11 protein-coding genes are annotated in these 13,748 nt (G+C 52.1%); 5 read left to right on the forward strand and 6 right to left on the reverse strand.

The window, feature by feature from the left end; all coding sequences use genetic code 11:
• Positions 1-35: 35 nt before the first annotated feature.
• From GK091_RS16085 to GK091_RS16095, 3 genes are all read right to left on the reverse strand, one after another.
• Positions 36-3,263, reverse strand: a complete 3,228-nt coding sequence (locus GK091_RS16085) for an efflux RND transporter permease subunit (RefSeq protein ID WP_246202243.1) — start codon at positions 3,261-3,263, stop codon at positions 36-38.
• 95 nt (positions 3,264-3,358) lie between these two features.
• On the reverse strand, positions 3,359-4,525 hold the full coding sequence (locus tag GK091_RS16090; RefSeq protein WP_164040228.1) for an efflux RND transporter periplasmic adaptor subunit: 1,167 nt from the start codon (positions 4,523-4,525) through the stop codon (positions 3,359-3,361).
• A gap of 114 nt (positions 4,526-4,639) precedes the next feature.
• Positions 4,640-5,977 (reverse strand): TolC family protein, encoded by a 1,338-nt coding sequence (locus GK091_RS16095; RefSeq protein WP_164040230.1) that lies wholly within the window; start codon positions 5,975-5,977, stop codon positions 4,640-4,642.
• Between the two features lie 191 nt (positions 5,978-6,168).
• On the opposite strand from GK091_RS16095, the gene GK091_RS16100 reads away from it, so the two are divergent.
• From GK091_RS16100 to GK091_RS16115, 5 genes are all read left to right on the forward strand, one after another.
• Positions 6,169-7,896, forward strand: a complete 1,728-nt coding sequence (locus GK091_RS16100; protein ID WP_164040232.1) for a glutamine--tRNA ligase/YqeY domain fusion protein — start codon at positions 6,169-6,171, stop codon at positions 7,894-7,896.
• On the forward strand, positions 7,896-8,225 hold the full coding sequence (locus tag GK091_RS30075; protein ID WP_394351869.1) for a DUF6883 domain-containing protein: 330 nt from the start codon (positions 7,896-7,898) through the stop codon (positions 8,223-8,225). Before GK091_RS16100 ends, GK091_RS30075 begins: the two co-directional genes overlap by 1 nt.
• An 11-nt stretch (positions 8,226-8,236) precedes the next feature.
• Positions 8,237-8,452, forward strand: coding sequence for a DUF4926 domain-containing protein (locus GK091_RS16105; protein ID WP_164040234.1), 216 nt, complete (start codon positions 8,237-8,239; stop codon positions 8,450-8,452).
• Positions 8,453-8,540: 88 nt separating this feature from the next.
• Positions 8,541-9,458, forward strand: coding sequence for a hypothetical protein (locus tag GK091_RS16110; RefSeq protein ID WP_212592964.1), 918 nt, complete (start codon positions 8,541-8,543; stop codon positions 9,456-9,458).
• Between the two features lie 62 nt (positions 9,459-9,520).
• Positions 9,521-9,736 (forward strand): hypothetical protein, encoded by a 216-nt coding sequence (locus GK091_RS16115; RefSeq protein ID WP_164040236.1) that lies wholly within the window; start codon positions 9,521-9,523, stop codon positions 9,734-9,736.
• A gap of 84 nt (positions 9,737-9,820) precedes the next feature.
• Here GK091_RS16115 and GK091_RS16120 read toward each other — a convergent pair whose 3' ends face one another.
• The 3 genes from GK091_RS16120 to GK091_RS16130 all read right to left on the reverse strand — a co-directional run bounded on the left by GK091_RS16120 (position 9,821) and on the right by GK091_RS16130 (position 13,724).
• Entirely contained in the window at positions 9,821-10,324 is a 504-nt protein-coding gene (locus GK091_RS16120) for a YybH family protein (RefSeq protein ID WP_164040237.1), read from the reverse strand.
• Positions 10,325-10,373: 49 nt separating this feature from the next.
• A complete protein-coding gene (locus GK091_RS16125; protein WP_246202300.1) occupies positions 10,374-12,038 on the reverse strand; it encodes a M14 family metallopeptidase in 1,665 nt (554 codons plus the stop codon).
• Positions 12,039-12,131: 93 nt separating this feature from the next.
• The gene (locus GK091_RS16130) at positions 12,132-13,724 is read right to left on the reverse strand and encodes an amidase family protein (protein ID WP_164040241.1); all 1,593 of its coding nucleotides are present in this window, start codon (positions 13,722-13,724) and stop codon (positions 12,132-12,134) included.
• Between the last annotated feature and the right edge of the window lie 24 nt (positions 13,725-13,748).

Raw genomic sequence — 13,748 nt, forward strand, 5'->3', positions numbered from 1 at the left:
TCGGCTCCCTTTGCTGTCAACAGATTAAACTACTATCAGGCTCTGTGCTCACCATCGTTCTGGCTATTGGTTGCCGGAACCGTTTGGGTAGCTGGCGTTGTGGATTCTCCCTCTTTCTTGGCGTTTGCCTTTAACGCTTCCAGCCCTTTCTTACCGTAGGCCAGTCGTGTGATACCCACGTAGAGCACCGGCACAACAAAGATTGCCAGCGACGTAGCGGCCAGCATACCACCAAGCACCGTCCGGCCAATCGTTGCACGGGCTACCCCACCGGCTCCACTGGCAATCGCGAGCGGAACGACACCCAGAATGAACGCCAGTGAAGTCATCAGAATAGGCCGTAAGCGCAACCGAACCGCTTCAATGGTCGATTCCAGCAGGTCTTCCCCTTTGTCTACCCGTTCTTTCGCAAATTCCACGATCAGAATGGCGTTTTTAGCGGCCAGACCGATCAGCGTAATCAGCCCGATCTGCGCATACACGTTGTTGTTCAGATAGGGAAAAAGAAGCAGCGTCAGGATGGCACCGAATGCCCCGATCGGAACCGAGAGCAGAACGGAAAAGGGTACTGACCAGCTTTCATACAAAGCTGCCAGAAACAGGAACACGAACGCCACCGACAGCATGAAAATGTAAATGGAGCTGTTACCGGCGTTAATTTCCTCGCGGCTCAACCCACCGAAATCGTACGAATAACCCGCCGGAAGGACTTTGGCGGCTACTTCACGCAGGGCGTCGTTTGCCTGACTACTACTGAAACCCGGTTTGGCAGCCCCGTTCAACTCGACAGAGCGGAACAGGTTGAAGTGAGAAATGAGGGGCGCGTTTTCGATGACGCTGGTTGTGATAACCGCGCTGATCGGCACCAGTTGCCCCCCCTGATTCCGAACATAATACTGACCCAGATTTTTTACATCGGCCCGGTACATCGTATCAGCCTGGGCCACTACCCGGAATTTTCGTCCGTAAATAATGAAATCATTGACATACTGACTACCCAGAAATGTCTGCATAGTTCGGTACACGTTACTAACCGAAATACCCAGTTTCTTACACTTGTCGCGGTCCACATCGACCCGGTAGGCGGGCGCTTTCGCGGTGAAGTAGGTAAAGGCGCGGGCAATTTCAGGCCGTTTATTGGCTTCGGCGAGAAAGTTCTGCACCACGTTATCGAAGGCTCGTACGTCGTCGTTGCTTTCCCGCTGCTGGATCTCGAACGTGAACCCTGACGATTGGCCCAATCCCGGAATGGCAGGCGGCTGCAAGACCTGAGGCCGGGCATCATTAAGCACCGACAATTCCTTCTGTAACTTGAGTACCAGTGAATCAGCCTGTAGGTTCCGGTCTGTACGCTCATCCCAAGGTTTCAGCGACATGAAGACCGTACCGCTGTTGGACTTCGAAGCAAACGTAACCGCGTTCAAACCACCCAATGCCGCAAAGTGATTCACGTAAGGCTGCTTCTTCAATATATCCATTATCCGGTTCAGAACTTCCAGACTTCGGGTCGTGGAAGCCGCTTCGGGAATTTCGTACGTGATGATCAGACGACCTTCATCCTCCGTCGGAATAAAGCCCGTTGGTTTTGCCCGGAACATCAACCCCGTTCCAATATACAGAACAACCAGTCCAACCAGCACTAAGGGCGTCGCTTTGATAAGCCGCTGCACAGTGTTTGAATACGAATTCGTTACCCGTTCGAACCACTGGTTAAATTTATAAAAGAACTTGTTCAGACCTGTCGCCTTTTCGTCAATGTGCATCGGGCGAAGCAACAGCGTACACAGCGCTGGTGTCAGCGAAAGCGCAACGAAAGCCGAGATCAATACCGATACGGCGATGGTGATTGCAAACTGCTGATACAACCTCCCGACAATACCGGGAATGAAACCGACGGGTACGAATACAGCCGCCAGGATCAGCGCAATGGCAACAACCGGAGCCGAAATTTCGCGCATGGCCTCTATCGTCGCTTCCTTGGGTGTCATCCCTTTGTCGATGTTCACCTGCACGGCCTCGACCACCACAATGGCATCATCGACCACAATACCAATGGCCAGTACGAAGGCAAAAAGTGTCAGCGTATTGATCGTAAAACCGAGCGGTATAAACAGGGCGAACGTTCCGATAATCGACACCGGAATAGCCAGCAGCGTGATGAGCGTGGCCCGCCAGCTTTGCAGGAATAAAAAGACGACCAGAATAACCAGCACCAGTGCTTCGAGCAATGTCTCGACCACTTCCGAAATCGAAACCTGAATAACCGATACCGACTCAAATGGCACGACATATTCAATATCTTTCGGGAACGTCTTTTTCAGGTTATCCATCGCGGCATAGACGCCTTTCGCCGTTGCCAGTGCGTTACTGCCCGGCAATTGGTAGACCAGCAGATAAGACGCCCGTTTCCCATCGACGAACGAGTTGCTGGCATACGAAAACTTACCAAGCTGCACCCGCGCTACATCCTTCATGTAGACCAGCGACCCACTAGCCGGATCACTGCGAACGACGATGTTGTTGAATTCGGACTCTTTGCTGAGTCGGCTATTGGTAAAGACCGTGTATTCGAATGCCTGTGTACCGGGTTGTGGCGGAGCACCTACCGAACCGGCCGCAACCTGAAGGTTTTGCTCCTGCAATGCCGCGACTACCTCATCCGCTGTCAACCCAAGTTGCGCCAGCCGATCGGGTTTGAGCCAGATCCGCATACTAAAATCATCGGCCCGGCTGAAAATATCCCCGACACCGGGGACCCGCAGCAGGGCATCCCGGATATAAATGTTCGTGTAGTTGTCCAGAAAGGAAACATTGTGCGTGCCCTTAGGTGAGTACATAGCCACCAGCATAAACAGCGACGGGTTCCGCTTGCGCACGACGACGCCCAACCGGGTCACCTCTTCGGGTAACTGTGGTTGAGCGATACCAACGCGGTTCTGTACGTCCAGCGCGGCAATGTTTACGTCCGTACCGACATCGAATGTTACATTCATCGTCATCCGGCCATCGTTGGTCGCGTTGGTTTGCAGGTAGCTCATACCCGGCGTACCGTTGACCTGCGTCTCAATCGGCGTTGCAACCGTTTGTTCGACCGTCTGCGCATCAGCGCCGGTATAGGTACCGGTCACCTGCACAACCGGTGGGGTAATGTCGGGATACTGACTGACCGGTAAACTTAAAAGAGCCAGCACACCCAATGCCATAATCACGATGGATACGACAATGGCGGTTACGGGCCGGTTGATGAAAATTTCTGCGAACATGCTACTTTGGTTTGACGGTTTACGTTCGTTTACAGTGAATCACTCACAGACCGGCGAATCACTAGTTGCGGTAAACCGAATAGGGTATAAAGATTTTATTTGGCAGCCTGCTTGTTACCGGAATCAGGCTTCGTGCCACCCGGTCCGGCGGTAGCCTGCCCCGGTGCGGTCACCTTCACCACGGCCCCTTCGCGAACTTTCTGGGTTCCTTCGGTAACGATGGTTTCGCCTTCGTTCAGCCCATTTTTGACAATAACCTTATCGTTAATCCGTGCGCCGAGCGTCACTTTCTTCTGCGTCACCTTGCTGCTGTCGCCAACCACCCAGACGAAATACTCACTCATCTGCTCCGTTACCGCCTGATACGGAATCAGCAATTGCGGTTGGCCCGTGTTATTTCGAACCCGTACATTGGCCGTCAAGCCGGGCTTGAGCAGTTTTTTGGGGTTTGGGAAAGCAATCCGGATACGGAGTGTTCCTGTCTGCGGATCAACGGCCCGGTCAACAATCCGAACCGACCCCGGATACGGATAACGACTCCCATCCGGAAGCATCAGAATAAAGGTAGAGTCCCGAAGTACCGATTTCTGATTTTGAAGTTGCAGAAAGCGGGCAATTTCGCTGTCATCAATCTGAATGTCAGCGGCAATTGGATCGTCGGACGATATGGTGTTCAAGGGCGCCGAACCGGGAGCGACAGCGGCACCCAGCCGTACCTGCGAAATCCCGATCGTACCATCTAAAGGAGCCTTTATCGTTGTGTATTTCAGGTTCGTAGCCACCTGCTGAATGGCTGCCTGCGATGCCTCGACCTGCATTTTGGATGCTTCCAGCGACGCATTGGCATTATCGACCAGCTGTTTGGCAACGGCATCCTGCTGAGCCAGCGTATTGTACCGATCCGCATCTTTCTGAGCGCGGTTCAGATTCGCCTTTTGAACATTCAGATTCGCTACCGCCTGATCGTAACCCGCCCGGTATTGCTGCGCATCAATGGTGTATAGCTTCTGGCCTTTACTGACGCGCTGACCATCCTGAAAGAAGATGCCGGTGATGTTGCCAGCCACCTGCGGCTGAATATCGACCAGTACCAACGCGGTCACCGTTGCCGGAAACTGATCATAGTAAGTTGCACTTCCTTTCGACACCTTCATCGCCGAAACGGCTGTTGGTGGCGGTGGGGCCTGCTGCTGTTCGTCTTTTTTGCCACCACAAGCGGTGAGCATTACGGCTATAACGGGAATGAGAAGGCATTTAATCATAATAACTGGTATGTTGTGTGCTGTCGACTTTAGAAACCCGACATACATGATCTGTATAAGTGAGTGGAGTTGGAAGAACACCCGTCCGGGAAATCGGCATGGCGTCGCGAAAATCTAGAATCGAATCAAGCCCAGCGCCCGCTGAACGTCCAGCTTGCTGATCAGAACCTGATACAATGCATTGAACACATTGAGCCGGGCCGTACGCAGGTCTGCTTCCGCGATAGTCACATCCAGGTAAGTTTTTATGCCGGATCGGTATTGCAGGTTAATGATTCGATAGACATCTTCAGCCAGCAATTGATTCTCGCGCAATGCCAGATAATTTGCCAGATTTCCCTTATAGGCTGACAGGGCCTGGGCATACTCAGCATCGACGGCACTAGTAAGCGCGGCCAAATCCCAGTCCAGCCGCTGCACCTGTAACTCCGCAATCTTTAGCTGCTGAATGCGCCGGCCACCCTGAAAAATGGGCAAGGCTACCGACAGGCCAATCAAGGAGTTCGGAAATGTCTGGGTATACAATTGGCCGAATGCGTTGTTCTGATAAAGCAGATTGTAGTTACCAAAGGCCGCAACCGTGGGCAGGTAAGCCCATCGATTGTATCGCACATTGGCATTCAATAGTCGGCCCTGTGTTTGCAGTAACTGGAATTCAATGCGACTTTGCGGGTTGGCCAGTTGCATCGTATCGAGCACTACTTCATTGGCGAGTTGCAGTGTATCGTACGTAACGCTCAACTGAGAGTTAGGTGGATAACCCATCAGTTGCTTGAGTGTCTGATACTTCGCACCAATCAGGTCCCGATACTGCTTTCGTTGCGCGAGTGAATTGTTGAGTGCTATTTTCGCCCGTTGCGGGTCCGTCTTATCGACAATACCGCCCTGATATTGATTGGTCGCATCTTGTAAGCTGCGCTGTAGCCGCGTGATGTCCTCGCTCAGAATATCGACTTGTCGCTGGGTCAGAATCAGATCGTAGAACGCCTTGCTGACGTTTATGACAATATCAATTTTATTGTTGATCGTCGTCTGAGCCGCCTGAAGCCGGTACGCATCAGCGGTTTGACTGGCAAGCAAAAGATCACGGCTAAAAATGCTCTGCGACACCGATAACGAGACCGTCGACGTGTTTTGCGCGCCCAGTGTTGTCGGAACCCGTTCGCCGTTCGCATTCGGGATCAGGGTAACCGGCAGTTTCAGATAATGCTGTAGGTTATACCCAGCCGCGATTTGCGGGTACCAGGCGGCCAGTGAACTCTGAATGGTTCGCTCGGCCACTTCCTGATCAATGATCGATTGTCTGACGACTGGCTGGTGACCCAGTGCGTACTGTATACAATCCGGCAGATACGCTTGTTTTTGTAAGGAGTCGGTCGTTTTCTGGGCCTGTATGTTACCGGACAGGAACCAGCCAAAGACAAATAGAAACGCAATAAACCTATTTTTCATAACCTTAAAGAGGGCAACACAAACGCCCCCGGCAGATAGTCAACGGCGTGTACTATCTACAACTCGTTTCCCGCACCGTTTTGTTCGATTATAGCCTAAAATATGAGAAAGCTTTCTCTGATATTGCACCCATTCGTTTGCCAAACCCAGTTGATCACTGTAATTTCGGGACTTTATCAGTACACAACGCCATGGCGGAAACATCGAACGACTCACTGGAGAATAGCACTACAGACCGCAGCAATGCCGGAAATTCTCTGAACTTTATAGAACAATTTGTAGAAGAAGACATTGAAGCGGGCAAAAACGGCGGTCGCATTCACACGCGCTTTCCGCCCGAACCAAATGGCTACCTGCACATTGGCCACGCTAAATCGATTTGCCTCAACTTCGGTCTGGCCGATAAATACGGTGGTCAGACCAACCTCCGTTTCGACGACACAAACCCCGTTACGGAAGACACCGAATACGTTGATTCGATCAAGAACGATGTGCATTGGCTGGGTTTCGACTGGGAAAACGAGTTTTATGCGTCCGACTACTTCGACCAGATCTATGCCTTCGCCGAAACGCTGATTCAGGAAGGACTGGCTTACGTAGACGATTCGACCGCTGAAGAAATTGCGGCTCAGAAAGGTACGCCTACCGAACCGGGTCGCATGAGCCAATACCGGGACCGGAGCGTAGACGAAAACCTCGATCTGTTCCAGCGCATGAAAGCCGGTGAGTACCCCGACGGCGCGAAAGTATTACGGGCAAAGGTCGATATGGCGTCGCCGAACATGCAGCTTCGCGACCCGATCATTTACCGGATCAAACACGCCCATCACCACCGGACGGGCGATACCTGGTGCATCTATCCGATGTATGATTTCGCGCATGGTCAGTCGGACGCGATCGAGCACATCACCCATTCGCTCTGTACGCTGGAATTCGAGGTTCACCGGCCTCTGTACGACTGGTTCATCAATAAATTGGACCTGTTCCCCTCCCGCCAGATCGAGTTTGCGCGGCTCAACCTGACGTATACGGTGATGAGCAAGCGGAAACTTAAACAACTGGTCGAAGAAAGGCACGTCAATAGTTGGGATGATCCCCGGATGCCTACCATTGCGGGGCTTCGTCGGCGTGGCTATACCCCCGCCAGTATCCGCGAATTTGCCGACCGCATTGGCATTGCCAAACGCGATAACCTGATCGATGTGGGGCTGCTGGAGTTCTGTATCCGCGAGGAGCTCAACAAAACGACGCACCGCGTGATGGCCGTGCTCGACGAAAAGCCGCTGAAACTCGTTATTACCAACTATGAGGTTGGCCGGGAAGAGATCATGCACATCGAAAACAACCCCGAAGACCCCGCAGCGGGCGAACGCAACGTTCCCTTCAGCCGTGAGGTCTATATCGAGCGGGACGACTTTCTGGAGAACCCACCGAAGAAATTCTTCCGGCTGTTTCCGGGTGGCATGGTTCGGTTGAAAGGAGCTTATATCATCAAGTGCGATGAGGTTGTCAAAGACAATGCGGGCGAAATCATTGAACTGCGCTGTTCCTACATTCCCGAAAGCCGGAGTGGTTCGGATACATCCGGTATTAACGTAAAGGGAACCATCCATTGGGTGTCGGTTCCCCACGCCGTCGAGGCTGAAGTGCGCCTGTATGACCGCCTGTTTTCGGTTGAAAATCCAGCGGCCGATGAACGCGAGTTCCGCGACTTACTGAATCCAAACTCGTTGGAAGTCGTGCGGGCCTTTGTTGAACCGGCCTTGGTGGATGCAGCCCGTTCCGGCGCACAGACCAATTTCCAATTTATGCGGAAAGGGTACTTCATTCTCGATCAGGACTCTACTACCGACCGACCCGTTTTCAACCGGACCGTCACGCTGAAAGACAGTTGGGCGAAAGAAGTAAAACGGAGTTGATGTTACCGTTCGCGGAACGTGCTCAGGCAGATGACTCAAAATTTTTGGGTTACTGCCTGAATACAAACCATCCATACGGTAAGCACGAAGCTCGTGTCTTTCCATCCGCCCTGGGTATCACGAGTGTGAACTGGCGGGTTTTACGAGACGCTGTTTTAGCGGCAGTATTGCTAAATTCGGCCAGTCATGAAGGTATAAACAGTTACGGCGAGATCTACGTAGTTGACTTCCCAATGGTACATCAGGATAAATCTGCCACAGTACGTACCAGTTGGATTATTCACGATGAAGAAAACTTTCCACGATTGACAAGTTGTTACATAGTATAAAGCAAAGAGTCATGGACGAACTTCATCTGCATGATCTGGTGGCATTAACTACACCACTGTCTGCCTACAAGTTGCGCCGGGGCGAGATCGGCGTGGTTATTGATCTTGGCCCGAATGGGGAGTATCTACTTGAATTTGTCGGTAAGGATGGCGCTCCATATGCTACGCCCACCGTTTCATCTAATCAGTTAATGAAGGTCTACCTGCATGCTGACATGGTAGAGTAAACCCGCGTTACTTACCGATCTGTTCCTCTCAAAGCCGGGCATTGTCGCTATGGTTTCTAAGTAACTCCCCGCCTATACGCTGATTCGTATGCAAACAATAAAAGCCAAGCGCAAAAAATACGAGCCAGCAATCTATGCCCAGTTATTGACTGCGCTTACTCAGGTAATGGACGGAACGAATCTGCTTCGTCCTGACCGGGAAACCTGGGATATCGAAGGCGACTGGTCAATGACGGGGACGATGCACTTTGTCGATTCAGCCTACCAGCCCCTATTCGAACCCTTCGCCGATTTCGATTGCCGGACGATAAAAATTGTCAACTACGGAAGACCAGCCGTTCGCATGACGTTCTACCGGAAGCACCGGTACTGGCTGCTCAAGGACAGAGACCTGCCCATTCTGGAGAAGAAAGCAAGGGTAACAGAATACATCAATCAACTGATTGTCAATAGTGAAATTCTGGTTCAGAAGTCGACTCAGATGACGGGCACCAAACTCAGCGAAGCCAAAGGTCAGCTCGCCCTGATGAACGATCAGATCAAGGCATGGTCTATCGTGCGGGAGAACGTTGCTGATTATGAACTGGCCATCTCGAACTACCAGCGCGAACATTATTACTGCTACATCAACTATAAATACCGAACGAAGGAGGATGACTTTGCCAATGAGCAGGTTCATCTACTCAATCCCCAACGCGACCGGCTGGGAACGATCACACAAGTACGACATAACATCGTATTCATCGATACAAGCGAAATCCGGCGCGAACACCCTTATCAGAACAAAGAAATCGATGGATTTCTGGGGCGGTTTACGATGCAGTCGGAGGTTGGTCGTCACCAGCTTTACGCCCGCTTACGCCCGGATGCCGACTCGATTGAAGCGTTTGAGCAGAACGTGTCTGTGCCCGATCCGAAAAATGAGGTAAGTTTGGTAAAGCCGAAAAAAGGTACCAAGCCTAAACGCGCCAATTCCTCCACACCCCTGTTCCCGGATTGGGAATAATCGACAACCCGTTAAATCTGCCGGGTGCCTCTGGCGGACCGTCACTTCTATTATTGAATCCTATGACCACCATCCACAAATCCAGCAACTTCAACGATATCCCATCGTATGACCAAGCGTACTGGTGGGCCAAAACACCGGAGGAACGGCTGGCGGCTGCATTGAAATTGATCCAGCGCGCGAAAGCCATCTATAAGTCAAACCCCGCAAACCCCCCGTTATCCAATGGAGGACAAGTACTTAAATCTGATAAGCCTATTCAACGAAGAGGGCGTTGATTACGTTGTCCTTGGCAGGATTTAGGATCTCACTTGATCTGGGAAACCTGCCGCATCCGCCAGAGGACGCCTAGTATAGCAACGCTACTTGCCACAGGCGGCACTACCCGTACAGGTCAGGCTGACAAACAGTTCGGAACGGATCTTCCAGCCTGCGTCCGTTTTTCGCCACATAGCCAGATAAACACCCGTTATTATCTGAATGCCATCGGGTCGCTGAAAACGACCCGTCCAGCGACCGTGTTCAGCAGCTAAAGGGCCAGCAGTGCTCACCTGTATACTATCGGGAGTGCGTTCGTAACCGAGAAAATTTGGATCGCGGAATTGTACGGCTACTGAGGCCAGCACCGAATCGCGTCCTGACACGTGTGGCCCACTGCCCCGCGTCACTTCGATATCGGGCAACATCGTCTGCCCGAAAGCCGCCAAATCACGACTCTGGATGGCACGATTTGATTGCATGCGCAAGGCACGAATCACAGTCCCTTCCGATGCAGCCGCATTCTTCTTAGCGATCGGTTGAGCGAACCCATTGAAAGACAACAGCATCAGGCCAGCCAGCAACGAACGGATGAGAACGAAATTCATAAGGGTTGACTCTTCACAGGACTAAACAGGCGCTAATGGTTCAAATCGGTTAGTTTACGCGATACACGGGATAGCGATTGTGCGTCTTTTCGTAATAAGGCGTTTGTCGATAAATAAAGTCCAGTTGTGCATCGGCATTTTCGGCGAAGGCTTTATCGGCGGCTCGTTTCTCATCCAGTTGCTTGCGCAGAGCCGGGTTTTTCTTCACAATATCAGCGGCTGTATCTTCAAAAATATAATCAGAAAAGTACTCTTTCTGATCGAGGATGCTGTCGAAAAAGTTCCAGGCAAAGAACGAATCGACGCCCTGCGGCTCCAACGTTTCGACAATGAAGCGATTGGCGGCCTGATTGGTTTTAACCAGATAATCGCCCTTATAAAACTGAATTGACTGAGGTTCCGTCCTCACCTTCACCCCCGTGTGAACATAATGCCCTTCAAAAGGTCGCTGCGCACTCTTGAAGTCCGTCACGTAATAGGCCGAGACCGCCATCGTAGTATCGTTGGTCAATCCCTGAAGTTGCACCCCATTTCGTTTAAGGTGCGCAATCACTTCGGCCCACGCCTGCGGAATTACGTAAGCACCAGGCTTATCAACCTGCGCATCGACCACAAACGTATTCAGATACGGAATACGCTTCGTGAAGGGTTTCGCTCTGTCGTAATAGAGTCGTTTCAGACCCGACACCTCGCTGGGTTTGTAGGCAGCTGCATAGCCCAGAAACGTGATCGAATCTGTTTTTGTCCGGTCCAGTTTATAGCTGAGCGGGAACGTTGTCTGCTCCCGAACGGCCTTATCAGCCTGTTGCTTGTTCGCCAGAATCGTTTGGGCGTCCTGCTCACACAGCCGGAGTACCGCTTCATCGAATACATACGATGCCTTGACGCGGTCCGGATATGCCTTCCACATATGGGTTTCCAGCGTAAAGCCTAAACAATTGAACAGCGCTGCGTAGCCGGTCGAATAGCGGGGCGAGTCATTGAAACCCAGCAGGCCGCTCTCGGGCGTATCCGAAAAATTGTTGACGTAGGGAGCCGGTGGAAATCCTTGTGCCGTCAATCGTTTGTCCAGTTCGGGCATGAATGTCTGCACCATGTAGCCCGAAACAGCCGGATGTAGCTTGTCTTTCTGGGTTGAGAAATAGGTCAGAACGTGCTGGTAATCGGCCCCGTCGCTGGTGTGGTTATCGATAAACACCTGCGGTTTCAACGATTGATACATCGACTGAAACGAGCGCGTATTCTCGGCTTCAGCCTTGATGTAATCGCGGTTCAGATTCAGGTTTCGGGCGTTACCGCGAAAGCCGTATGATTCCGGTCCGTTTTGATTCACGCGCGATACGCCCCGGTTCAGGCAACCATCTACGTTATAGACGGGCACAATGGCCAGCAAAACGTTTTTAGGAAGTTTGTTGGCTCTGAGCAAGTCCCGCGCCAGCATCATGCAGGCATCGATACCCTCCGGCTCACCGGGATGAATACCGTTGTTGATCAGCAGCGTTACGCGGTCAGGACGGGACGTAAACTGTTTATCTGCCGATACCAGAAAGAGGTGCAGCGGCTTCCCGATATCCGTTTTCCCTATCTCGACAAGCTTGGCCTGCTCGTACTGCCGGTCCAGTTGCTGATACCAGCTGATAATCTGGGCATACGTAGCTGTCTGATTCGAATTGTGCTCAAAAGGCGTTAGCATCGATGCGTTGGACTGGGCCATCACAGCACTCGAAACCAGTTGGCTGACGGCCCAGCCAGCGCTGAATAGCCGAAGGAAGCGGGACTTCATAAACGGAGAAATGGATCTCATAAGCTATAGATAACGGCCGGCAAGTACGCGCTTATTTTTCTTCTTCGGTAATGGTGGCGTACTGTCGGGGGGGCTTCGGTGGTGCGTAGCCTGTTCGTACGCATAGACAAGTTTTATCAGAACGGGCTCACTGTATGGTCGTCCGAGGAACTGTAAACCAGCGGGTAACGTATCGTACGTAAAGCCCATCGGCACGGAAAAAGCCGGAAAGCCCGTTGGGGGCGACAGCGCGTTATTGTTCGTTCCAGACGGCGTATTGAGATCGCCAATGAGCCGGGGTGGATAACTGAACGACGGATAAACCAGTGCGTCGACCCCTGTTGAATCCATAGCCCGCAGCAGCAACTGGCGCAATCGGGCACGGAGAGCCATGTTTTTTCCCCATCCTTTATGTGCTTCGGGAGCCAGCGTATCGGCATTGGCATCGAGCAGCGTTTTTTCGAGATAGGGATGGAATTGCTTCGATTTGATGATGGACGTTAATGTTTTGTGGGGTGCATTCGGTCCCAGATTTGCCAGATACAGGTTGAAATCGCGTCGTAACTGCGGAATGGTATCAAATGATTTATTGATCGTATCCAGCTCCGGAACCCGTACCGAATCGATGACAATGGCCCCGGCGGCCCGCAGCTCATCCAGTGCCTTGTTGAACAGCGCATAGACCTGCGGATCGGAATTTTTCGGTGTACACAACTGGCGAAATACACCGATCCGGGCGCCTTTCAACCCATTTTTATCCAGAAACTGACGGTAGTTCGCCGGAATTTTACCCTCACTCTGACGAGTAACGGTATCGGCTTTGTCGTAGCCAGCAATTACTTCCAGTACCCGAACGGCATCTTCCACGGTCCGGCAAATGGGCCCGCCCGTGTCGTTGGTCATCGCCAGTGGCGCAATACCATCGCGACTGACGAGCCCCAGCGTAGGCCGGAAACCAACCAGACTTTGGTGCGAAGCTGGTCCGCGAATAGAGCTTCCGGTGTCGGTCCCCAAGCCGATCGTTCCGAAATCAGCCGCAACAGCCGCAGCTGTCCCTCCACTCGAACCAGCCGTTGTTCGCTTGGTATCATACGGATTTCGTGAATAGCCGGGCAAAATCGAACTGACCGAAAATTGCCCCGATGAAGCAAATTCAGCCAGATTCGATTTGGCGATAATGATCGCGCCCGCTTCACGGATTCGGCGCACAACAAATGCATCATCGGGCGGAATGGATTTTTTCATGGCCAGCGTACCATTAGTCGTTGGCAAGTCGTAGGTGTCGTAATTATCCTTTACAATCACCGGAATACCGTGCAGCGGCCCGACCAGTTTACCGGTTGCTTTGTATAGGGAATCCAGCCGGTTCGCTTCAGCCAATGCTCTCGGATTCACCAGGATAATGGTGTTCAGATACGGCCCCTGTTTGTCGTAGGCATCGATACGATCCAGATAGAGCTGGACCAGTTGAACCGCCGTCAGTTTACCGTTTTGCATGGCCTCGTGCAGGCTGGCAATGGTTGCTTCACGGAGTTGCGCTGGCTTGAACGACTGGCCACTGGCGACGCCCGACAGCAGCCATAAACCAAGTAAAAGAGGAAGTAAGTGTCTTGCCATCAGGAAGGGATCGTTTGGGTTAAT

Origin of the sequence: Spirosoma agri, assembly GCF_010747415.1 — a bacterium.
Lineage (GTDB): Bacteria > Bacteroidota > Bacteroidia > Cytophagales > Spirosomataceae > Spirosoma > Spirosoma agri.

Excerpts from the sequence above, each read along its gene's own strand:
- GK091_RS16090 (WP_164040228.1), bottom strand. The coding sequence starts at position 4,525 with ATGATTAAATGCCTTCTCATTCCCGTTATAGCCGTAATGCTCACCGCT.
- GK091_RS16095 (WP_164040230.1), bottom strand. The coding sequence starts at position 5,977 with ATGAAAAATAGGTTTATTGCGTTTCTATTTGTCTTTGGCTGGTTCCTG.
- GK091_RS16125 (WP_246202300.1), bottom strand. The coding sequence starts at position 12,038 with ATGGCCCAGTCCAACGCATCGATGCTAACGCCTTTTGAGCACAATTCG.
- GK091_RS30075 (WP_394351869.1), top strand. The coding sequence starts at position 7,896 with ATGTTACCGTTCGCGGAACGTGCTCAGGCAGATGACTCAAAATTTTTG.
- GK091_RS16120 (WP_164040237.1), bottom strand. The coding sequence starts at position 10,324 with ATGAATTTCGTTCTCATCCGTTCGTTGCTGGCTGGCCTGATGCTGTTG.
- GK091_RS16115 (WP_164040236.1), top strand. The coding sequence starts at position 9,521 with ATGACCACCATCCACAAATCCAGCAACTTCAACGATATCCCATCGTAT.
- GK091_RS16110 (WP_212592964.1), top strand. The coding sequence starts at position 8,541 with ATGCAAACAATAAAAGCCAAGCGCAAAAAATACGAGCCAGCAATCTAT.
- GK091_RS16105 (WP_164040234.1), top strand. The coding sequence starts at position 8,237 with ATGGACGAACTTCATCTGCATGATCTGGTGGCATTAACTACACCACTG.
- GK091_RS16100 (WP_164040232.1), top strand. The coding sequence starts at position 6,169 with ATGGCGGAAACATCGAACGACTCACTGGAGAATAGCACTACAGACCGC.
- GK091_RS16085 (WP_246202243.1), bottom strand. The coding sequence starts at position 3,263 with ATGTTCGCAGAAATTTTCATCAACCGGCCCGTAACCGCCATTGTCGTA.
- GK091_RS16130 (WP_164040241.1), bottom strand. The coding sequence starts at position 13,724 with ATGGCAAGACACTTACTTCCTCTTTTACTTGGTTTATGGCTGCTGTCG.